Genomic DNA, 23,286 nt, shown 5'->3' on the forward strand with positions numbered 1-23,286 from the left:
AGACTGTTTATCGGGAAAATTCTGATTTTTAGAGGGGGATGGGAGTGGAATGTCGATGTTATTTTTAAAGGAAAGGGGTGTGAATTCTAGCAAAATGAAGCCCTCAACTTGGGACAATTTGAGCAACTCGACAAAAAAAGACAATTGCGGCGAGGCAATTGTCGTGTAAATCTATCGTACTCTCGCAGTTTTTAATTCAACGGGAGACCCAATATGGAATAGTTGATTCTTCAGGTGCTGGTTGGCAATATGAAGATAATGATTGGCCGAGGCGTAATCCTGTTTTTCTTCATAATAAGAAGCAATGAGCTGGAGATATTTACTTCCGCGATTTGTGGACAGATGATTTTCAATAATGGACAGCCCCTGGTTGATTAAATAGGTAATCAGCGCCTTTTGGGAACCAGCTGCCTCCAAATAAAGGATTTTTAACTCAATATAACGTGGGGATTTTTGATCGTGAATTGACTCTAACGCCCCCTTTAATATTTCCATCGCTTTTTCGTTTTGACCATCCGCAATCAAAGCCTCTGCCAGAGAGGAAATGGTAATATAGTAAGAAGCTGAGTTTTTCTCTTTGTGATGAAGCGCTTGAAAGTAATAGTCTAGTGATTCTTCGATTTTCCCTTGTCGATAATGCAAAAAACCAAGATTATGTAAAGAAAGCTCTTTTGTTTCTTTATCCGGCAGGATGTCCGTATCATTTAAAATTTGCTCCAGTATTTCTTTGCCCTTTTCAAATTCACCGATATGGATGAAATTCACGGCGAGAATCATTTTGACATAAACAATCCGCAAAAAGTTGTTGGTATTTTGAAAAACACGCAGGGCCTTGTAAGCATAATGAATTGATAAAGAATAGTGGCATAAATGTCCGTGCAAGGCCGCTCGAAAATAATAGTATTCTGTAATCTTGGTTTCATATTGCTCTGCCTGCTCTTCGACACGGGAAAGATAGAGGAAAGCCTGTGGAAATTGTTCCACTTTTCCATAATAAATGCCCTGAAGTAGATTCCAGACATACTCTTCAAAGGGAGAAAATTTTGACACATAGCGATGAATGCCTGCTGAAGACTTTTTAAAGGTTGAAAAGTCATTTAATAGCAAAAAATAGCGCAGCTTATATAATTCGTATAAATAAATCATGTCCGTACATTGGATATATTCTTTTTCTTGCAGTAACTCATTAAATAGAATGGTTGCTTTCTCTTGGTGGTGCCTTTCCATCGTCTCGTAAAATAAATCCAGCTTCTGCCGCAATTTCTGGCTTTTTTTGCTCTCATCTTCTAGTGAAATCTGCAACCGGTCACATAACATTTGAAGGGTTTTCGGATTGGCGTCTTTGGCATTGTTTTCAATTTTACTTAAGTGCGTCACCGAGCAAATACCTTGGCACAGCTGTTCCTGCGTCTTATTCTGCTTCCTGCGATGATAATAAATCACTTTTCCAATTGACATAAAACGAACCCACTCTCCTATCATCGAAGTCTTGCTCTCTATTATTATATTTATCCTTGGGCTAATTGAAATAGGCTAAGAGATGCGAAAATACCATTGGAGTCGTCGAGTTATTGGGGCTTACGTGACTGTGAAGCGTGTCCTCTTACATCAGGAAAAGGAAAATTGAAAAATCGCAGAGAATATATAAAGGTATTGAAAGAGGTGAAACCATGCTAAAGAAAACCATAAAACACCAAGTCGAGCTGGCTTATAATTTTGAGGAAGACCTTGACGGATATACCCTTGTTGACTCTTCCATTGGGCCAAGGGGTGAAATTTGTATTCTTGCAGTAAATAAAGTTCCTGAATATATAGATGGGATGTTCCCTCCAGTACAAACAGCGGATCGACATGATTATAAAGCGATCATCCTCAGCAAAGGGCAGAAAAAAGAAGTGGTCCTGAAAAACCAAAAGTGGAATTATCATTACATTCAACCTATGGAACATGACCAGATTCTCTTGGTTTGTGCACGTTCACATTTATACGAAAACGGAGATTTTGATCGCAATGCCAGAGTTTTTGATATGAGTGGAAACCAAGTGAATGCCTTCCTTCTTGGAGATGGGATCCAAAACTTGTATGTCACACAAGGGAACAACATCTGGACTTCTTATTTCGATGAAGGTATTTTCGGAAACAATGGCTGGAACCAACCGATTGGAAGCTATGGACTTAGAGCATGGGATTCTCACGGGAACGAGCAGTATAAGTATCCAAATATGGACCCCCACTTCATTAGTGACTGTTATGCGCTTAATGTGATGTCTGATGAGGAAGTGTGGTTTTATTACTATACTGATTTTGAGTTAGCAAGGTATTACAAAGGCAGTATTGATTATTTTAAACCAAATGTAGAGGGCTCAGATGGCTTTATCGTGTATGAAGATTACGTTCTGTTTAGGGGAGGGTATGGCAAACATGATAAGTATATCCTTACAAAGATGTTTCCTGGCAACAGATTAACAAGAAAGTGCGATTTAACCTTGATGGATGAAAAGAAAAAAGCCATTAAAGCAGAGTCGATTAGCTGTAGAGGCTCACTTCTTTTACTTATGTCAGATAAAAAGGCTTATTTGGCAAATTTAAAAAGAATTGTAAGTGCGTTCTAAAAGATGCCTATTTGCACTGTTCTTTAAAGCACACAAATAGTAAAAAATAAAAATAAAGCCGTTCTCACTTTTAATGAGAAAGGCTTTATGTTCATTCTAAAATAATTATTTTAAACCCTTTCGAGCATCTTCATATTTCTCTTCATGCATATGGTCTACATAATCATCTGAAATCTCACCTAAATGAATCATGTCTTCCCCATCTACAATAGCTTCCATCGATTCAAAATACTCTCTAGGGATGTTAAAATCGATGAGCAGTTCCCCTGAAGTACTATAGATACTGCCATATAAAGTGCCTGGAGGTTCTTTCATTTTTAGTAAATCCTTTAAAGTTACAGCCTTACCGTCAGCTTTAAAGTTCACTTTAACTTCATACAGGGCAATAGTTTGCTCTAATAAACGAACCATCTCATCAAGGTCTTCATCGCTTAGTTGGGAAGGATCTTCTACAGTCATTAAATGTTCCCACAGTGTATCGTTTGTTGTCATTTGGTCTAGTTGGTCTTTATTTTTTTCTTCCACTTCCGCTAAATAGTTGAAAAATCTCTCTGCTTCTTCTTCTGTTATGCCCGTATCCGATAATGCTTTTTCTACTTCCGCCATACTTTTATCGGCACTAATATAAAATTCAACTGTTGAATCCAAATCGTTGATAAACTTATATTCTTTTACCGAGTCTCCAAAATGGTCCATTAAGTCATTTAGTTCTTTTTCAGTTAGACCATATTTGATTAGTAAATCCTGATAATTTTTCGAGTTAATGGGCGGACCCAGGAGTTCTTTTAGGCCTGCCATTGTATATTCATCTAAAGGAATTTCGTAGTAATCAATATACTCCAGAAATTCTTGTTTCGTCCATCCTATATCGGCTATATATTTGTTTATTTCATTTTCAGACGGAGCTGCTTGAGCAGAGGAAGCACTGAAAAGGAATGGGAGTAAAAGAAAGCCTATTAGCATAAGTTTTATTTTGACCATTAGTACCCTCCTTTATAGATGTTGCATTAATAATTTCCCCTTTTTGAACCATATTAGAAATGCAAATAATTTCTAATAAATCTTCACAAGGATATTCCCTTCATTTTTCTAAAATACTGGGTATCAACTGATTGCTATGAACAATAATAATATTGAAGTTAGTTAAGCGATTCAAAGTAAACCAAATTGACATGCCATATCGGTCTTGTATAGTAGGTGGCGAAGATGATGATTGGAGATTTGAAGTTGCTAGGGCCGCCAGAACCTTCCCTTTGGTCTCCCCTAAATTTAAACTCTCCGTTTCTCATGCATATATTTCATCCATTTCTTCAATTTATAACTGCAAACGATATACCCTGTAAGCGAGACCGCCGCGACTCCTGCGGACAGCTGCCAGATGAGGTCGTTTGAGGTATAGAGTCCGGCGGCTATGCCTGTCATCCCGAAGAGGGTTAACTGGAATAATTGCTTTTTCGTATTTTCATAGATGGTGAATTGGAATTGCCTGCGCTGTTCGACTTCCTTTAACTGCTCCAATTTTTGCGGGGCATTCAGGAATTCGGTTATGGAGTGAAAGATTTTGAAGATTGGCTGTGATTGGAGCCATTGCCAGACGAACAGCCATTTATTATTCCCTTGCTTGTTTAACCACTCCATAAACACAGGTTTTCCTAACTCTAAGATCTCTGCCTCTGGCGCTAAGTTACGGATTATTCCTTCAATCGTGACAACGGAACGGCCTAAAAAGACAAATCTGGTGGGAATTTGAATGGGGAGCGCTTGAATCATATCATTAATTTCCATCTTAAAAGCGAGCAGGTCCATTTCTTTTAATTGGGCCGGCTGAAAGGTGATAAATTCCGCTAAAATTCGCTCGATTGTTCTTGATTCTGCTTCAGGGAGCAAAACGCCTAAATGAAACAAGCAATCGACGGCCTTTGGGTAGTTTTTAGCGAGAAAGCTTTCAATTAATCCTTGGAAATAACCGGCATCCTTTTTCGAAAGTTCTCCGACCATTCCGAAGTCTAGTAAAATGATTTTCCCTTCCTTTGAGACCAGAACGTTGCCGGGATGGGGATCGGCATGGAAGGGGCCAGGCTCCATCCATTGAGGGAGAAAGACCTTCATCAGCCGTTGAGCTAGTTCCTGGCGGCTCACGGGTAATTGGTCGATGGCGTCGTTATTGGTCAGCCGTAATCCTTCAACCCATTCCATGACCAGCACATTCGCGGTACTCAATTCTGCATACACTGACGGAATATGGACGGTATCCATCTCCTTGAAGCGCTCTTTAAAGCTCAGGATGGTGTTCAGTTCCAGGGAATAATCCAGTTCGCGTACAATCACTTGCTTTACCTCTTTAAAAAGAACTTTAAAATTCATAAAACCCTTCGGAAGAGGGACTAAGTGGTCCACAAACCACATCACAATACTTAGAATCCGAAAATCGGTGTCGACAATGGAATCAATATGCGGGCGTTTAACTTTGATGGCCACTTCGGTGCCATCAAGGAGCAGGCCCTTATACACTTCGCCAATTGATGCCGAAGCGATCGCCGTTTTTTCAATCGATTGGAAGTGTTGCTGATACAAGTGTCCCCATTCTTTTTCTAAAATTTCCTGAATCTCGCTCCAATCCGAAGGGGGGACTTTATCTGTCATGTCTTCGATTTGACTGATAAAGGCAGGTGGCAGCAAATCGGCACGCGTGCTGAGGATTTGTCCCAGTTTGATGAGCAAGCCTTCTAAATCAAATAGAGTCTGGCGAAACCGTTCTCCGATGGTCCCCCAGAGTTTTTCCCACTCCGCTTTCGGTTTACGGCGAATCTTATACCAATAAATTTGCAGGAAGATGCTAAAGGCAAGAGAAAGGACCTTTGACATCCGCACTAGTTTATTTTTCGTCTTCATCCGAATCCCCACAATCCCTTTAAAGTTTCACTGTTTATAACGATATTGATAGATGGTAAGTTTCAGTACTAGTGTGGTCACTCATAATAGTGTGATGTAAATTTCTTCTATTTTATTTTAACATTTTGTCATCACCGTAAAATATTATTGTGACTAAAATTTGGAGGGGAATTTATGAATAATAGATTGTAAATGTTAACCAATAAGGGTTAATTGTGCCCGTTTAGGTTAAAAAAGGTGGTAGGCGGTAACGAATAGCCGATAATTGTGCCCGCCCAAGTCATAAAAGGTGGTAAACGGTAACGAATAGGGCCGCGCCGGACCGCACCGGGCCGCACCGCACCGCGCCTCACTAAATAAATGAAATCTACCAATCTAAATCATTTGCAAAAGTTGCCGCTCCATTGAATAACTACAGAAAACGCTTGCAAAAAAATGGAGGGCGCTTTATAATGAGCTCATAACTACCATATTAGTATATTAATATGTCGGTAATACCTGAAAAGGAGGTACATCTTATAATTCTCATTTGATATACTATGTGCAGTATAGAAAAGAGAAGAGGATAACGAATGGTAAACAACACTGTAAATGCAAAAGAATTTGCGTATGAAGAAATAAAAGCAGAAATATTAAGATTAAAATTAATTCCTGGTACAAAGATTTCTGAAAAGACGATGTCAGACCGATTGAATGTCAGTCGGACGCCGATCAGAGAAGCCTTTTTAAAATTAGCCCAGGAAGAATTGTTAACCATCATCCCGCAAAGTGGTACCTTCGTCTCGCTAATTAATTTGGAGCTTGCCGAAGAGGCCCGATTTGTTCGCGAGGTCATTGAGACAAATATTGTCGGATTATGCTGTGAACACGTTTCGGAAGAATCTGCTTTTAATTTAGAAGTCAACTTAAAAATGCAAGAGCATCTTGTAAGTAATCATATAGAGAAACAACAAATTGAAAAATTTACTAATTTGGATGAAAATTTCCATAAGGAGCTATTTATCGCTTGTGGAAAAGAACGCACCTGGCGAATGATTCAAAACATGGCCGGTCATCTCAATCGGTTTAGAATGTTACGAATCATCGATACAAAAAATTTGGACTGGGATTTATTACTGGCGCATCACAAAGAAATTTATCAAGCCATTTCAGAAAAAAATAAAGAAAAAGCAGAAGCGCTGATGAAGGAACATTTGCGACTGATGTTATCGGAGAAAGACATTTTACTTCAAGCATTTCCAGAATATTTTTATACACAAGAATAGAGAGCATATTTATTTTTTGAGAAGCGGGAAAGCGCTCACAAGGGAGAGAACAACATGCAAATGACATTTCGTTGGTACGGAGAGGGCAATGACTCCATTACATTAAAACAAATCCGCCAGATTCCAGGAATCAAAGGGATCGTTTGGGCGCTGCATGATGTGCCCGTCGGAGAGGTTTGGCCGGTTGAAAGAATTGAAGAAATAGTAAAGCAAGCAAAAGAGTACAGATTCAATACCGAAGTGGTTGAGAGTGTTAATATTCATGAAGATATTAAACTTGGTTTGCCTACAAGAGACCACTATATTCAGACGTATAAACAAACCCTGAAAAATTTAAGCCAATTTGGTGTGAAGGTCGTATGCTATAACTTTATGCCAGTCTTTGATTGGTTCCGGACCGACTTATTTAAAGAGATGGAAGATGGAAGCACCGCCTTATTCTTCGATGCACAAAAAGTTCTCGCATTAACACCAGAACAAGTCGTAAAGAATATGGAAGAAAACCAAAAAGACTTCACCCTTCCAGGTTGGGAGCCTGAAAGATTAACAGATTTACAGCGTCTCTTTGACTTATATAAGGATATTACTGAAGTGGATTTATTAGAAAACTTAACTTACTTCTTAAAGGAAGTTTGTCCGGTGGCAGAAGAATGTGGAATTAAGATGGCCATTCATCCGGATGATCCGCCATTCTCTATTTTTGGTTTACCGCGGATTGTCAAAAACAAAGAGGATATTGGGCGGCTGTTACGTGCAGTGGATAGTCCAGCCAATGGGTTAACTTTCTGCTCTGGTTCGTTAGGCGGAAATCTTGTGAATGATTTGGTGGATATTGTCAACTCCTTCGCCGATCGGATCGCTTTTGCCCATATTCGCAATGTAAAACATTTTGAGGATGGCAGTTTTATTGAATCCGCCCACCGCGTTGAAGATGGTTCCTTACCGATTACAGGCATCGTAAATGCCCTCTATGAAAATGGATTTGATGGGTATATTCGCCCCGACCATGGCAGACATATTTGGGATGAAGTATGCAGACCAGGATATGGCCTATATGATCGTGCGTTAGGCGCCATGTATTTACAAGGTGCTTGGGATACAAATGTGTTATTGAAAAATGGAGCAGCTCCTAAGAAAACAATGCAAACGGTTTAAGCTTCGTGGTCTATCAAGAAGTAAGGAAGGAACATGAAGAAATCGTTCCTTTTCTTATATCGCTGATGAAAGCGTTTTACCTGGTTCTGTTTTATATTTCTCATAATTATAGGGAGGCGTTATCATGCCTAGAAAGAATAAGGAAATTTCGCTAAAAACTAGTATTGGCTTTGGTTTAACCGATATGATGGGTGGAGGAGCCTTTACCATTATTGGGGCTTGGCTGCTATTCTTCTTCACCACGTTTGCTGGCTTGTCACCGGTTCAAGCGGCATCCATTATCGCGATCGCCCGGATCGTGGATGCCGTCGTCAGTTTGTTCATGGGAAGCTTTTCGGATAACTTTTTTAAATTTAAATTGGGTAGAAAATATGGAAGGCGCAGATTTTTCTTACTGTTGGGCTCCCCGTTAATGCTTGTATACGTATTACTTTGGGTAACAGGCATGAACTATTTTTATTACCTTCTGACGTTTTTAGCTTTTGAAATCATCGCAGCTATGATCTTAATCCCCTGGGAAACATTACCTTCAGAAATGACAACAGAATTTAATAAGAGAACGAAATTATCAACGGCAAGAATGTTTATATCAGGTACAGGTACATTTTTGGCCACCTTTATTCCAGGTCAATTATTTGGAGTATTAGGACAAGATAATCCGATGGCATTCTTGGTTAACGGTGCCCTATTTGCTGTCATCTTTGCTGTTTGTATCTATATTTCTTTCCGCTCCACATGGGAAAGAGAGGTTTCTCCAGAAGAGATGGCGCAATTTGCGACACAAAAGAAAGAGAAGAAGAGCTTTGCTGAAAATGTAAAAGTTGTTTCCAAAACGATTGTTGATTTTGCTTCTACGTTTAAAGTAAAAAGTTTCCGCAAACATTTACTGATCTATATTTGCTCGATGACCGCTAAAGATGCCTTTAACGCTGTGTTTGTTTTCTACTGTGTTTATGCATTGCATAGTACGTCAGAAGTTGCGGCCAATTTACTTTCCTTTAGTATTATCGGACTTCCTGGCGCGATTATTTATGGATTTTTAATGATCAAGATTGGGCCGGCTAATTTAGCAAAAATTTCTTATTCAACAATGATCCTTTGTGTATTTGGATATGGGGCAGTCTATTACTTCCATCCAAGCAACTTAATTATTACGTTAGGAATTATTTCCTTTGTCTATCAAATTGGAAGAAGTATGTTAGAGTTTGTACCTTGGAACGTATTCCCATTTATTCCTGATGTAGACGAAATGATTACGAAACAACGCCGCGAAGGGATCTTTGCTTCTGTTATGACCTTCTTTAGAAAGTCTTCTGTCGCACTTGCGACTTTCTTAGTTGGGGCCATCTTGGAGGCTGGAGGTTTTGTTCAAAAAGCAACAACCCAACCAGAAGGTGCGGTTCATACGATCTTAGGTATCATGCTAATTGGGGTGGTTGGACTACTTCTTGTTGCATTAATTACAGCTTTTACCTTTAAATTAAATAAAGAAACACATGGAATTCTTGTGGATGAAATTAGCCGTTTGAAAAACAATGGACGTAAAGAAGATGTGAATCCGAAAACAAAAGAAGTGGTCGAAGCACTTACAGGTTATAAATATGAAAAGCTATGGGGCGGCCGCACACCAGCTGACTATCCTCGTACAAAAGCGAATTAATAAGAGGGGCGAATCAAATGAAAGCATTTATGGACAAAGATTTCTTGCTTCAATCAGAAACAGCAAAAGTGCTCTATCATGACTTTGCTGCTAAAATGCCAATCTATGATTATCATTGTCACTTAGATCCAAGCGAAATCTATGAAAATAAAAGATATAAAAATATCACCGAATTGTGGCTGGGCGGCGACCATTATAAATGGCGGGCGATGAGAGCCAATGGAGTGGAAGAATACTACATTACGGGTGAAGCGGAGGATTACGAAAAATTTTTCAAATGGGCTGAAACCGTTGAAAAATTGATGGGAAACCCGCTCTATCATTGGACTCATTTGGAGTTGAAACAATATTTTAATGTCGATACCGTCTTAAAAGGGTCGACGGCCAAAGAAATTTGGGAAACCTGTAATGAGAAGATCCAGAGCCAAAATTTCTCAGCAAGAAGTTTAATCGAGCAATCAAATGTGGCGTTAATCGGGACAACTGACGATCCGATTGATGATTTGCGTTATCATAAGTTGTTACAAGAGGATGCCGATTTTTCTACCACGGTTTTACCGGCATTTCGGCCGGACATTGTCATGGCAATTCAACAGACGCAGCCATGGGCGGATTATGTAGGCAAGCTAAGCAAACTGACTGGGATTGAGATTACTGATTTCACCCAGCTAATCAATGCGTTAGAAAGTCGAATGGATTATTTTGCGGAAATGGGCTGTAAATTATCCGATCACAGTATCGAGACCGTTGTCTATGAAACAGCCACGGAACAAGAACTCGATGCCATTGTGCAAAAGGCTTTGAATAACGAGCCGATCTCATTGAAGGAAAATAATCAATTTCTAACGCAGTTACTTGTAAGACTTGGTATGGCTTATCACAAGCGCGGCTGGGTTATGCAATACCATATTGGAGCATTGCGAAGTGCCAACACTCGTTTATTCCGAGCGATTGGGCCGAATGTCGGTGTCGACTCTTTCCGGGATGAGCCCATTGCTGTTCCTCTCTCGCGATTGTTGGATGAGCTTGATCAAGATCAGCAGCTTCCAAAAACGATTCTCTATAGCTTGAATCCGAAAGATAATGAAGTGCTGGCAGCGATGGCTGGTAATTTCCAAGAAGGCGGAATCCCATCTAAAGTACAGTTTGGTTCGGCTTGGTGGTTTAACGATCATATGGATGGCATGGTTGCTCAAATGAAAATCCTTGGTAATCTTGGTTTACTATCCCGATTTATCGGCATGTTGACCGATTCGCGCAGCTTTTTATCATACAGCCGCCATGAATACTTTAGAAGAATCCTTTGTAATATCGTCGGTAATTGGGTTGAAAATGGAGAATACCCAAATGATATAGAATGGTTAGGTCAATTTGTCCAGGATATTTCCTATAACAACGCACTTGAATACTTTGATTTTCAGCTCAAGTCTTCACTGGTGCCGATGCCGTAATAAAGGAAGAAGGAGGAGCAGCATTGCTATTACTAGAAAAAGACCAGCTAAAAACCAATAAGGATCAATTTGAAAAGATCGGGATTAAGACTCCCGCCTTTAATTTTGAAGAAGTCTGGGAAGAAACGAAAAAGGAACCGATCTGGTTACATTTCGGCGGCGGAAATCTTTTTAGAGCTTTCCATTCTGTGTTACAGCAGCATTTGATTGAGCAGAATGAAACCAATAAAGGGATCATTGTAGCTTCCACCTTCGATGATGCCTTGATTCAAAAAATCTATCAACCTTATGATAATTTAAGCCTCGATGTTGTCATGAAAGCGGATGGCTCATTAGATATGGAAGTAATCGCAAGTGTGGCTGAAAGTATTGCTACTTATAACGGTCCATCCTCATGGCAGCGTTTAAAAGAAGTGGCAAGTCATCCATCCCTGCAATTCATTTCCCTTTCCATCACCGAAAAAGGGTATGACTTAAAGGATATGAATGGGGAGATTCGAGCGTCGCTTCGTGAAGAAATCGAGCAGGGACAGGATAAGCCGAGTCAACATACGATGATTTTGCTGACATCACTTTTACATGAGAGATACAATTGTGGAAAAGCTCCGTTAGCACTCGTAAGTACAGATAATTTCTCCCATAATGGAGATAAGCTGAAAGAGGCTATTATGACGGTTGCTTCGATATGGAAGGAAAATGGTGTGGTTGAGCAGGGATTTATCGATTATTTGAATGATGAATCGAAAATCACCTTCCCTTGGAGTATGATCGATAAGATTACCCCGCTTCCTTCTGTAACCGTACAAGAAAAGTTAAAAGACATCGGATTTGGCAGTGCCGAACTCATTCCAAAAAGAAAAAATGGGTCGCTCGTGGCTCCATTTGTGAATACCGAGGAATCTGAATACCTCGTAATTGAGGACCGTTTTCCAAACGGAAGACCGGCGTTAGAAAAAGCAGGCGTCTACTTTACCGACCAAGTAGTGGTCGACCTTGTCGAACGAATGAAAGTGTGTACCTGTTTAAATCCCCTTCATACCGCCTTAGCAATCTTTGGCTGCTTACTTGAGTATACCTCGATTGCGGATGAAATGAAGGATGCTGATTTAAAAGCATTAGTAGAAAAAATCGGCTATGATGAAGGGATGAAAGTTGTCACTGACCCTGGAATTATTGATCCAATGGAATTTATTAAAGAAGTCATTGAAGTCCGTTTTCCAAATCCTAATATTCCCGATACACCACAGCGAATTGCGTCTGATACGTCGCAGAAGCTGGGAATTCGCTTTGGGGAAACGATTAAATTATATCTAGAAAGAGAAGACCTAGATGTCAATGATTTATCATTTATCCCATTAACGATTGCTGCTTGGTGCCGCTATCTGTTGGGCATAAACGATGCGGGGAAAGAAATGAACATTAGTCCGGATCCTCTTTTAGAAGATTTGCAGTTCTATCTGAAAAATGTAGAATTTGGTAACGTAAATTCAGTCGGTGCTCATTTACGCCCAATTCTTTCCAACCAAAGAATTTTTGGAATAGATTTGTATGAAGTTGGCTTGGGGGAAAAAGTAGAAGAATTCTTCAAGCAGCTGATCAAAGGACCAGGTGCAGTAAGGTCGACGCTGCATTATCAAATCCATCTATAACGGAAAGAAGTGACTCAGAGACTTGGACAACAAGTTTTTGAGTCACTTTTTTTTATAAATCTGATTCAGTTTAGCTTGGGGTTCACGATAGTAGTATAATAATGAATGAGGTGTTAATCGTATGAAAGATATAACTTTAGGGTCGCTGCTTGAGACCATTGGTGAATTATTTTCAGATGAAATATCCATTGCGGTTTCTAATACAAAAGAATATATCTACTATCGGCCAAGTAAACGAATTGATTTGAAAATTAGCCCTGGCGACCCTGTAAAGGAAGGGACGATTGCCCATAATGCATTGGTGACGGGTCAAAAGGTCTCTGAGTTTATTAATCGGGATGTTTTTGGTATTCCTTATCATGGAATGGCGGTGCCATTTTTACATAATGGACAGCTTGAGGGGTGTGTAACAGCTATTTATCCTGCTTTAACAGATGGGAAATCGGTCGTTACCGTGAAAACATTGGATGGCTGGATTCCTATTCCTTTTTCAAAGGTCGTTTATTTAGAATCCAAAGATAAGAAGACGAGTGTTTATTCAGAAGTGGTGTCAGGCACTCATAAATACTCCCTACAAGAATTTGAATATCTGCTTCCGAAGGATTCCTTTATTAGATGCCATCGCTCATTTATTGTGAATGTTAATCATATTAAAGAGATTCATCCTGATACTCATTCGACCTTTTTGCTCTCTATGGATAATGGTGAGCGGGTACCCGTTAGCCAGTCCTACTCTAGTTATTTTCGAAAACTTCTAGGATTCTAGATATCTCTGCTTTAGAGCTTAAATTTGCTGTTTTATCAGAATATTTCGTATCATACTCCATAATTTCCTATCTTGATGATGTAAATAGGTAAAATGATGATAATACTTATTTACGAAGCGAGGGATTTGTTTATGGAGAAATATGTGGAGCGAATAAGAGATTCTCGTCTAAGAGATCGAGTGGTTACTGCTGAAGAAGCGGCTGCCTGGATTGAAAACGGAATGACGTTGGGTTTAAGTGGGTTTACACGTGCAGGTGATGTGAAAGCGGTACCAGTGGCGTTGGTCAACCGAGTAAAGGATGATGAATGGTTTAAAGTCAATGTCTATACAGGAGCCTCCTTAGGGTCCGATGTTGATAAATTATTTGCTGAAGCGGGGATTTTAGGAAAAAGATTGCCTTTCCAAGCCGATGCCACTATGAGAAGAGGAATCAATCAGGGGGACTTTTTATTTGTTGATCAGCATTTGTCCCACACAGCAGAGTTGATTCGGTCCGATGTACTGAATATAGATGTCGCTATTTTGGAAGCGGTTGCAGTAACGGAGGATGGAATGGTGATTCCAACCACTTCGATTGGAAATTCCTTATCGTTTGCCTTAAATGCCAAGTCTATTATTATTGAGATCAATATGGCTCAATCTCCACAGCTAGAGGGATTGCATGATTTATATGAACCTGGAAAACAAGGATCAAGGCTTCCTATTCCGCTCGTTAAACCTGATGATCGAATTGGAATGATTGGCATTCCGATTGATGTTGAAAAAGTAAAGGGGATTGTGTTTACAGACCAACTTGATTCGCCATCGACAATTGTTCCACCAGATGAAGATACGGAGATCATGGCACAGCATTTAATAGATTTTCTTCGAAAAGAAGTAAAGACAGGCCGATTAACGGAACGTCTAGCGCCAATACAATCGGGTATTGGTTCGGTGGCTAATGCTGTGCTGCATGGAATGTTAGATTCAGAGTTTGAAGATTTGGAAGTCTATTCGGAGGTGTTACAGGATGCCGTGTTTGATCTAATGGATGCTGGAAAAGTACGCTTTGCTTCTTGTTGCTCCATCACGCTTTCTGAAGCAAAACACCAGCAGGTATTTTCCAATTTTGAACAGTATCGTAATAAATTAATGATGCGCCCGCAGGAAATTTCGAATCATCCCGAAATCATTCGCCGCCTGGGATTAATCTCCATAAATACGGCTTTAGAATTGGATATCTACGGAAATATCAATTCCACTCATGTTTCAGGTGCAAGAATGATGAACGGTATAGGTGGTTCTGGAGATTTTGCAAGAAATGCCCGTCTAGCTATCTTTGTCACTAAATCCATTGCAAAAGCCGGTAATATTTCAAGCATTGTGCCTTTTGTCTCTCATGTAGACCATACTGAACACGATGTTGATGTGATCGTCACCGAACAAGGATATGCTGACCTAAGAGGATTGGCACCAAGGGAAAGGGTGGAGAAGATTATTGAGAATTGTGCGCATCCAATGTATCGTGATCAGCTGCGAGCCTATTACCAGGAAGCACTAACAAGAGGCGGGCAAACTCCTCATGTTTTAGAAAAAGCTTTTTCTTGGCATACGAATTATGCCAAAAATGGAACGATGCTTGAAGCGGTATTAGAAACGTTAGAGGTTTAACATTTGCAAAGGTTTGGTATCTCTAAAAAAAGCTGAATGGAGAAAATCTCCATTCAGCTTTTATTTACTTAATTTCTAGTTCTGACTTTAATTCCTTTTGAACCCGTTGAATTTCTTCTTCTGAAACCAATCCATAATAAATGTTATCGATTCTTGTTCCTTCTTCTTCTATCTCCATTTGCTCAATGGATGATCCAACATGTTTATAACCTTTTTGAATAGCGACCATTTGATCAAACGTCAGGTTTGTTTTTACATTTTTGCCAAGGACGGCAAATATACCGGAAAACTTAGTTAAGCTGGATAAACTTGCTCCTTCTTTAATTACCCCTTCAATAATTTGACGCTGTCTTATTTGCCGGCCAAAGTCGCCTCGAGGGTCTTGTTTTCTCATTCTTGTATAGCTCAACGCTTTTTTACCGTTTAGCGTCAATTCTCCTTCAGGAAAATGGTATCCATCTTGGGTGAAATCTAAGTCATTATTGACCGTTATACCGCCAACGGCATCGACCATCCCCGTGAAGCCTTTCATATTAACCTCTATATAATAGTCAATTGGTATATCCAGAAAGTTTTCGACGGTATCTAGCGCCATGGGGATCCCTCCAAAGGCGTAGGCGTGGTTAATTTTATCCTCCGTCCCTTTTCCAATAATTTCAGTTCGAGTATCGCGTGGAATGCTTAGCATTTTTACGGAATTATTGTTGGGATTAACGGTTAATACAATCATGGTGTCAGAGCGGCCTGAGTCTCCTTCTCGCTCGTCCACACCAAGCATTAAAACCGAAAAAGGATCTTTTTCCTTAAGCGAAACGGGTTCCTCACGTTTTTCAGATTTTTCACGTTCCATCGGCTGATGCATCGCAGCCACAGCATTTTTGAAAGATTTATAGACAGTGGATCCATAGATTCCGCCGCCAATTAACAGTAGTAGAAGGATTGTGCCGGTCACCTTTACCCATTTTCTAAGTTTTCGTTTCCTTTTTTTCAATCGCATTCATAAACCTCCAAACTATCACAATCAGTTGTTCATATCATACGATAAAAGTGTTCGAAAGTCGTCGGTTTTCCGTTGCTATTGTCAAAATGTGTCGGAACTCCTAGGAATTAGGGGTGGGAAAATGGGGGTAATAATGAATTAAGTCGCAGTATTCTGGTTGATTATGACTATCCCCGAAGTATCAGCCGTGAAACCTTTCCCCATCTCATACGTATGTATTCATAAATAAACGAACGAGGGTGACCGCATTACATGGAAACACGAGAAGATTTGTTAAACGAACTAAAGGTCATTGAGAAGTGGGAAAATGATCAGAGCGATCTGTGGATTTGGGATCGACTAGGCAGACTTCCATTTAAGATTCTTGATAAAATAACTCCCCAATTCATCCATAACAAAGTTGGCAATTTGCTAGAAGAAATCGGCTCCTATATTCAGAATGGCGGCAGCTATTTAATGAAAGAACATAAACTCTTTGAAAAAATTGAAAAAGAAACGGGCCGGCCCATCACGCAGGTATCGGATATTGAGGATATCCCGTTAGTTACTATGGATAAGTTGAGTCAGGAGCTAACCGGGCAACGGAAGAAGTTTGCGGCCATCCAAGGAGCAAGCACAGGAATTGGCGGGATTTTTACGCTTGCACTCGATGTTCCGGCGTTAATGGGTATCTCCTTAAAAACACTGCAGGAAATCGCCATCCTCCATGGGTATGATCCCAATGAGAAAAGCGAACGTATTTTTATGATCAAATGTCTGCAGTTTTCATCGGCGGATATTGTTGGTAAACGAGCGATTCTGAATGAGCTTTCCAGCTACTATCAGCAAGGGAGCGGGTCCAGTGAAATGATGTCGCAGCTGCAGGGCTGGCGTGAAGTGGTATATACATACAGGGACCAGTTTGGATGGAAAAAGTTGTTTCAGATGGTGCCTATCGCTGGGATGATTTTTGGGGCATTTACCAATCGCTCGATGATTAACGACCTTGCGGAGACGGGAATTATGCTTTACCGGAAAAGAAGGATTCTTGAGAGATTGGAACAAAAATAGGTATAAAAAAGGGGACAGCATATTTTTGCTGTCCCTTTTGGCGAGAGTCATGGGATCCCGTCAAAACTTTAATTCAAACCTATTAAATGCTAACGAGAATTTCTGCTTTTTCCTCAAAATATTTATGCATAAGTGTATTAAGTTTGATAGAAAGATTGATGTATTCCGAGCTGCTTGGTCCATCTTGCTTACAAATTTCGCTCAGTGTTGTTTTAAGTTGAACGATTTCCTTTAAAAGTTCCATATTTTCCTTTTGAGTTCGTTCCATTGTTTTCATCATACACCTCGTAAAATTATTTTTTACTGCCTTTGGTTTGGAAGGCATGATGACTTGATTCCCATCTTTTTCGTCTTCTAATGATAATACAATTCCAAGCCCATTCTGATAGTAACATAGTGGATTTTTCATGTGAACACCGAATTTAATAGTAAAAATATTAGCAAAAAAGTAAATGATATTGGTATATCAATGCATTTAAATAGAGATTTCTAACTGCTTGGTAATAAACGTCTCTCATATTTCGACAAATTATTTCATAATAACATCAAAAGTAAAAGTAAAATTATTCGAAAATTTCAGATAAAGATTCTCTCCAAAAAAATAGATCCGGCCGAGTGCCAGATCCAAACAGAATATATTAAAGGGGGTTTTTGAAAAAGAGAAAGGTAAGTGCTTGTCCTCTTCATGTACTAATCTTACCCCCAAATAATGAACAAACTATGAATAATTCGTTTAGATTTTATTAATTATTTAGAACTTGCAACCAATGTCTGAAAAATAGATACAATGTAATATTGAAATTTAATTTCAATAATATTATTAAAAATATAAAATACAATAATATTACAGAGGAGGATTACATAGTGAAGTATCGACTACTAGCAACAGACTTAGATGGCACGTTATTAAATGATCAAAAAGAGATTGATGTGGAAACAATCGAGGCGATTCATGAGTACCGCAAGCGAGGTGGCAAGGTCGTCATTTGCAGCGGACGCTCCCCGCTATCCACGCAATGGATTGCCCGGACAATTGGGCTTAGCGGTGAGCCAATTATTGCTTATAATGGGGCGATTCTGCTGGATGCGGATGGCGAAATCCGCGAGCAATCCGTTTTTCCATATGAGTCACTGATGACCTTTTGGGAAATATGTGAGACGGAGGGCATCTATGCGCATTTTTATGAGGGGGATAAACTCCTCGTCCCTGAGGTGACTAAATGGAATGAGAAATGGATTGAAAATAACATCCCCGCCCTGGAAGCATCTGGGGGAGAACCGCAACATTGCCAGAGGGTTCGGGAGAAATGTTAGGTGAAGGTCGTCGATGACTTTTACCAGTACCTAAAGGAGCAGGAGCGGAGCATTACAAAAATTGCTGTATTTGATGATGGGAATAAGCTCCCGGAGTTTACCCGGCGGCTTAAGGAACAGGCAGTAGAAATGGAGATTAGCAGCAGTTTTAATTTTATCAATTTAGAAATTACCCCCAGTGGTGTAACAAAGGCATCTGCCCTGGTTAAACTTACTGAGCAGTTGGGAATCCCGCTCTCACAAACGGCAGCGATTGGTGATAATTTTAACGATGCTCTGATGATCTCAGCTGCCGGCCTCGGAATTGCGATGGGAAATGCACCTGAAAAGGTGAGACAATTAGCGGATCGGGTGACTGGAAATAATAACGAGGCAGGGGTCGCAAAGGCGATTCGTCGTTACTTGTTTGAATAAGACCCTAGATCATCTCAGAGTGAAATAGTGTTTTGAAATACCATTTCACTATTTTAATAAATTACTTGAAATAAAATTTCAAACGGAATATAATAAACGTACGGTAACCGTTTTCACCTCAGAAAAGACTTACAGGAGGACAACGATCATGACAGAAAATCTTGAATTATTAACGACTGAATCTCGCAACGAACAGTCCATGCAGATAGATACAGCAAGTCCAAGTGACATCTTACGAATTATGAATGAGCAGGATCAACTAATCGCACTAGCAGTCAAGGATGTTTTACCGGATATTGAAGCAGCCGTCCAATTTGTGGTTGAATCCTTTAAGAACGGCGGACGCCTGATTTATTGTGGTGCAGGCACGAGCGGGAGATTAGGGGTTCTCGATGCAGTAGAATGCCCGCCCACTTTTAGCACAGACCCTGAAATGGTCCAAGGACTTATCGCAGGAGGAGAGCGCGCCTTTTTAAAAGCGGTTGAAGGAGCGGAGGATCAGCCGGAATTCGGTGTGAATGATTTGAAGGAAATCGGGCTGACGAAAGATGATACGGTCATTGGTATTGCAGCTAGCGGCCGCACACCTTATGTTATCGGGGGGCTTCGATATGCACGAAGCATTGGAGCGAAAACCGTTGCCCTTTCTTGCAATAGAAATGCGGCAATTAGTCAGGAAGCCGACCAAGCAATTGAAGTTATTGTCGGTCCAGAGGTCCTGACTGGTTCGACACGATTGAAGTCAGGTACCGCTCATAAGATGATTTTAAACATGATTTCAACTTCTTCGATGATTCTTTTAGGAAAAGCCTATGAGAATTTAATGGTTGATGTTCATGTAAGTAACCAGAAATTAAAGGAACGGGCGATTGGAATCATTCGTAAAATTACCGGGGTTTCCTATGAACAGGCGTCGGAAACACTTGAAGCCTCCAATCTTCAAGTCAAAACGGCCATTGTTATGATTAAGACGAATACGTCGAAACAAAAAGCAGAACAATTATTAATAGAAGCAAATGGGTATGTGAAAAAGGCAATCCAACATGTAGAAGAGTAATTCTAAAAAAGGTGGTCTTTGGTGTGGCAGCAGGCGGATTAAAAATGATTCAAAATATGTTGGAACAGCTTCCAGCTTCTGAGCGGAAAATTGCTGAACTGATTCTTGAAAATCCTCAAGTGATATTAAACAGTACCGTCCATGACATCGGTTCCAAGGCTAGTACAAGTGGTGCAGCTGTGATAAGACTGTGTAAATCTTTGGGCTTAAATGGATTTCAGGATTTAAAAGTAAGAATTGCAGGCGATCTTGTGAAACCGGTGGAGCAAGGGTACCGGGACATTGAGCCTGGTGAATCGTTTTTCTCCATCGCCCAGAAGACAACAAGCAATAGTATCCAAAGCATCCGCGACTCGGAAGAAATGATTAATTTTGATGAATTGGAACGTGCTGTTCACACCTTGTCTGCTGCACAAAATGTTCATTTTTTTGGAATTGGGGCTTCAAGCATTATCGCAAAGGACGCCCAGCAAAAGCTCCTTAGGGTTCATAAAAATGCAACCGCTTTTACGGATACACATCTTGTTGCCACATTAATTGCTAATGCCAATAAGGAGGATCTCGTGTTTGGGATCTCCCACTCAGGCGAAACACCTGAAGTCATTAAAGTTATGGCACTTGCAAAAGAACGCGGCGTGAAAACAATTAGTTTAACGAAATATGGGCAATCAACGGTCTCTGCTTTGGCTGATATTAACTTGTTTACGGCGTACTCTGGAGAAGCTCCGTTTCGAAGTGCAGCTACTTCTTCACGCCTTGCGCAGTTATATATCATGGATATTTTGTTCTTGTCGATGGCAACCGTCCAATATGAGGATACGATTCATTCCATTGATAAAACAAGAGAAGCGATCCGATTTATTAAAGATGGGAAATAGTCCTTTTTGGGAGGTGATGTGAACACTTTTCCATTTGTAGATTTAAGGAAATAAGTTCACTTAAAAAAATAATCAACGGAGAGAAGGGGAACGAGCATGGCTGGAGAGAATAAAATTTTAGCAGAAAAGATTCTTGAACAACTAGGCGGCCCGGCGAATATTAGCAATTACACGCATTGTATGACAAGACTTCGTGTGACACCAAAGGATGACGCACTTGTCAACCAAGCGGCCATTAAGAAAATAGACGGAGTCATGGGCGTAGTAGAGGAGGAAACCCTCCAAATTATTCTTGGACCTGGAAAAGTAAATAGAGTCACAGAAGAGTTTGGTAAATTAATAGAAGCCGCTGGCGGAATCGATTTGAAAGAAAAGGCGGCCAGCAAAAAGGCGGAAATCAACAAAAAGAATGCGACACCGTTTAAACTGTTTTTACGAAAAATCTCTAGTATTTTCATCCCGTTAATCCCTGCACTTGTTGCCTCCGGATTGATTACCGGGATTACAAAAGCAATCGTTCAAGCGGGATGGTTAGCAGCAGATTCCCAACTGGCGACTATTTTATCGGTTATTGGCAGCGGTTTATTTGGTTACCTTGGCATTTTAGTTGGTACCAACGCAGCGAAAGAATTCGGTGGTTCACCCGCACTCGGGGCGATTGCTGGTATTTTAATCATTAACCCTGCGGTTGCAGGAATCAAATTGTTTGATACTGCTTTACTTCCGGGACGCGGCGGTTTAATCGGAGTTTTATTTGCCGCCATCTTTATTGCTCTAGTTGAAAAACGAGTTCGTCGTTATGTTCCACAATCGCTTGATCTATTTATCACACCAACGGTTGCTTTATTGGTTACTGGTATTGTTACTTATCTTGTCTTTATGCCGTTGGGTGGTTTTGTGTCAGATGCGATTACAAAAGGATTAACGTCACTGCTTGATGTGGGTGGTGTAGTGGCTGGATTTGTCCTTGGGGCCACCTTCCTGCCGCTCGTTGTCACTGGTTTACATCAAGGATTAACACCGATTCACTTGGAGTTAATTAATACACTTGGAAATGACCCGCTTCTGCCAATCTTGGCGATGGGTGGTGCGGCACAAGTCGGGGCTGCATTTGCGATTTACGCTAAGACGAAGAAAACTCGCTTAAAAAGAGCGATTGGCGGGGGTCTTCCTGCAGGAATTCTTGGTATTGGTGAACCCCTGATTTTCGGTGTGACCTTACCATTAGGCCGTCCATTCTTAACTGCCTGCTTAGGTGCAGGTGTCGGCGGTGCGTTCCAGGCTGTCTTCCATGTGGCAACTATCGCGGTTGGGGTTTCTGGTTTACCGCTGGCATTTTTAGTCGTAACTGGGCAAGTCCTGCTGTATCTGCTTGGTGTATTAATTTCTTATGGAGCTGGGTTCTTGTTCACCTATTTATTCGGCTTCAATGATGATATGGCCGGTGAGTTTGATTGATCGGTATTAGTTTTTATTTAAATGATCCTTTAGCAGAAGAGCGGATTAGATTTGCTGGGAAAATGGGTGTGAGGCGGGCATTTACGTCGCTTCACATCCCAGAAGAGTCTGGGGATTTAGCAGGCCGTGCGTGTGAGTTGCTTGAGGCAGCAAAAGAGGCTGGTATCGAGGTGTATGCAGATGTATCGGCACGAACGCCTGCCCATTTAGGATTGGATAGTTTATTTTCGTTAAAATCCTTAGGGGTTATCGGTTTGCGGTTGGATGACTTTTTTGCGAATGAGACGATTTTGAGTCTGGCGAAGGAATTCAAACTCGCGCTTAATGCGAGCATTTTGTTTGAGGAAGATGTGCGGGCGCTGTTAGAAGGCGGGTTAGAGGCTAGTCAGCTGCTGGCATGGCATAATTTCTACCCAAGGCGTGAAACGGGATTATCGGATTCGTTTTTTCAGGAGCAAAATGAGCTTTTTAAAAGGTATGGTATTCCGGTAAGCGCGTATATTCCAGGTGATGGTGAGAAACGCGGCCCGTTGTATGAAGGGCTGCCAACCTTGGAAGAGCATCGCGAAGTTGATCCGTATCGGGCTGCGCTGGAGTTGTTCCGCGCGGGTGTGGAGGATGTTTACATTGGTGATCCGGAGGTAAGTGAGGACCTTCTTCAAAAATTAAACGATTTTGACTGCCATCATCGTGTTTCGATCCGAGTTGAAGGCTTCCAGGAAGGTGAGTTCCGGCTCCGCCCTGATTTTTCCCGTGATGTTCTAAGGCTTATGGATACGAGAAGTTCTGAATCAGTCGCCGCTCGGAATACGGTTGAGCGGCCGCTGGGGACGATTACTCGAGATAATGATCTCTATGGACGCTATCGCGGGGAGGTACAAATCACGCTTCATGACCTCCCGGCCGATGAGCGAGTCAATGTGGTCGGAAGGGTTGTGGAGGAGGACTTGCCGCTCCTTTCCTTACTGCAGCCAGGGCAGCTTGTCAAGCTGATTCGGGTATGATATAAAAG

Annotated in this window: 18 protein-coding genes and 1 pseudogene; 14 read left to right on the plus strand and 5 right to left on the minus strand. The window is 40.8% G+C overall.

Annotation, left to right across the window (positions count from 1 at the left end):
* Positions 1-171: 171 nt before the first annotated feature.
* Entirely contained in the window at positions 172-1,458 is a 1,287-nt protein-coding gene (locus tag COJ96_RS13050) for a helix-turn-helix domain-containing protein (RefSeq protein WP_180230105.1), read from the minus strand.
* A 212-nt stretch (positions 1,459-1,670) separates the two neighbouring features.
* Between COJ96_RS13050 and COJ96_RS13055 the strand changes: the two genes are divergently transcribed.
* Positions 1,671-2,612: a hypothetical protein gene (locus COJ96_RS13055; protein WP_098573913.1), complete on the plus strand. Its 942-nt coding sequence runs from the start codon at positions 1,671-1,673 to the stop codon at positions 2,610-2,612.
* Positions 2,613-2,717: 105 nt separating this feature from the next.
* Here the strand turns inward: COJ96_RS13055 and COJ96_RS13060 are convergent, their stop codons facing one another.
* Together COJ96_RS13060 and COJ96_RS13065 are read right to left on the minus strand one after the other, a co-directional pair.
* On the minus strand, positions 2,718-3,593 hold the full coding sequence (locus tag COJ96_RS13060; RefSeq protein ID WP_098573915.1) for a processed acidic surface protein: 876 nt from the start codon (positions 3,591-3,593) through the stop codon (positions 2,718-2,720).
* 288 nt (positions 3,594-3,881) lie between these two features.
* The gene (locus tag COJ96_RS13065) at positions 3,882-5,516 is read right to left on the minus strand and encodes an ABC1 kinase family protein (RefSeq protein ID WP_257148509.1); all 1,635 of its coding nucleotides are present in this window, start codon (positions 5,514-5,516) and stop codon (positions 3,882-3,884) included.
* A gap of 560 nt (positions 5,517-6,076) precedes the next feature.
* Between COJ96_RS13065 and COJ96_RS13070 the strand changes: the two genes are divergently transcribed.
* The 7 genes from COJ96_RS13070 to scpC all read left to right on the plus strand — a co-directional run bounded on the left by COJ96_RS13070 (position 6,077) and on the right by scpC (position 15,103).
* Positions 6,077-6,769 carry a GntR family transcriptional regulator gene (locus COJ96_RS13070; RefSeq protein WP_098573919.1) on the plus strand — a complete coding sequence of 231 codons (693 nt, stop codon included), beginning with the start codon at positions 6,077-6,079 and terminating at the stop codon, positions 6,767-6,769.
* 54 nt (positions 6,770-6,823) lie between these two features.
* Entirely contained in the window at positions 6,824-7,924 is a 1,101-nt protein-coding gene (gene uxuA / locus COJ96_RS13075; protein WP_098573921.1) for a mannonate dehydratase, read from the plus strand.
* 124 nt (positions 7,925-8,048) lie between these two features.
* On the plus strand, positions 8,049-9,584 hold the full coding sequence (locus tag COJ96_RS13080) for an MFS transporter (protein ID WP_098573923.1): 1,536 nt from the start codon (positions 8,049-8,051) through the stop codon (positions 9,582-9,584).
* A gap of 17 nt (positions 9,585-9,601) precedes the next feature.
* Positions 9,602-11,035 (plus strand): glucuronate isomerase, encoded by a 1,434-nt coding sequence (gene uxaC / locus COJ96_RS13085; protein WP_098573925.1) that lies wholly within the window; start codon positions 9,602-9,604, stop codon positions 11,033-11,035.
* 23 nt (positions 11,036-11,058) lie between these two features.
* Positions 11,059-12,684: a mannitol dehydrogenase family protein gene (locus COJ96_RS13090; protein WP_098573927.1), complete on the plus strand. Its 1,626-nt coding sequence runs from the start codon at positions 11,059-11,061 to the stop codon at positions 12,682-12,684.
* A 121-nt stretch (positions 12,685-12,805) separates the two neighbouring features.
* Complete coding sequence (locus COJ96_RS13095; RefSeq protein WP_098573929.1) at positions 12,806-13,450, plus strand: LytTR family DNA-binding domain-containing protein; 645 nt, start codon at positions 12,806-12,808, stop codon at positions 13,448-13,450.
* A 132-nt stretch (positions 13,451-13,582) separates the two neighbouring features.
* Complete coding sequence (gene scpC / locus COJ96_RS13100; RefSeq protein WP_098573931.1) at positions 13,583-15,103, plus strand: succinyl-CoA:acetate CoA-transferase ScpC; 1,521 nt, start codon at positions 13,583-13,585, stop codon at positions 15,101-15,103.
* A gap of 64 nt (positions 15,104-15,167) precedes the next feature.
* Here the strand turns inward: scpC and tagU are convergent, their stop codons facing one another.
* Positions 15,168-16,100: a polyisoprenyl-teichoic acid--peptidoglycan teichoic acid transferase TagU gene (gene tagU / locus COJ96_RS13105; RefSeq protein ID WP_098573933.1), complete on the minus strand. Its 933-nt coding sequence runs from the start codon at positions 16,098-16,100 to the stop codon at positions 15,168-15,170.
* A 255-nt stretch (positions 16,101-16,355) separates the two neighbouring features.
* Here tagU and COJ96_RS13110 point away from each other — a divergent pair, with 255 nt between their 5' ends.
* Positions 16,356-17,153, plus strand: a complete 798-nt coding sequence (locus tag COJ96_RS13110) for an EcsC family protein (protein WP_098573935.1) — start codon at positions 16,356-16,358, stop codon at positions 17,151-17,153.
* Positions 17,154-17,235: 82 nt separating this feature from the next.
* On the opposite strand, the gene COJ96_RS13115 is transcribed toward COJ96_RS13110, so the two are convergent.
* Complete coding sequence (locus tag COJ96_RS13115) at positions 17,236-17,562, minus strand: hypothetical protein (RefSeq protein ID WP_098573937.1); 327 nt, start codon at positions 17,560-17,562, stop codon at positions 17,236-17,238.
* Between the two features lie 455 nt (positions 17,563-18,017).
* On the opposite strand from COJ96_RS13115, the pseudogene COJ96_RS29220 reads away from it, so the two are divergent.
* From COJ96_RS29220 to COJ96_RS13145, 5 genes and pseudogenes are all read left to right on the plus strand, one after another.
* Positions 18,018-18,881, plus strand: a pseudogene (locus tag COJ96_RS29220) (HAD family hydrolase).
* Positions 18,882-19,029: 148 nt separating this feature from the next.
* On the plus strand, positions 19,030-19,938 hold the full coding sequence (gene murQ / locus COJ96_RS13130; RefSeq protein WP_098573940.1) for an N-acetylmuramic acid 6-phosphate etherase: 909 nt from the start codon (positions 19,030-19,032) through the stop codon (positions 19,936-19,938).
* A gap of 23 nt (positions 19,939-19,961) precedes the next feature.
* Complete coding sequence (locus tag COJ96_RS13135; protein ID WP_098573942.1) at positions 19,962-20,816, plus strand: MurR/RpiR family transcriptional regulator; 855 nt, start codon at positions 19,962-19,964, stop codon at positions 20,814-20,816.
* A gap of 96 nt (positions 20,817-20,912) precedes the next feature.
* On the plus strand, positions 20,913-22,274 hold the full coding sequence (locus COJ96_RS13140) for a PTS transporter subunit EIIC (protein WP_098573944.1): 1,362 nt from the start codon (positions 20,913-20,915) through the stop codon (positions 22,272-22,274).
* On the plus strand, positions 22,271-23,278 hold the full coding sequence (locus COJ96_RS13145) for a MupG family TIM beta-alpha barrel fold protein (protein WP_098573946.1): 1,008 nt from the start codon (positions 22,271-22,273) through the stop codon (positions 23,276-23,278). Before COJ96_RS13140 ends, COJ96_RS13145 begins: the two co-directional genes overlap by 4 nt.
* The last annotated feature ends 8 nt before the right edge of the window (positions 23,279-23,286 follow it).

This window comes from Bacillus sp. AFS073361 (genome assembly GCF_002567005.1).
Taxonomy (GTDB): Bacteria; Bacillota; Bacilli; order Bacillales; family Cytobacillaceae; genus Neobacillus.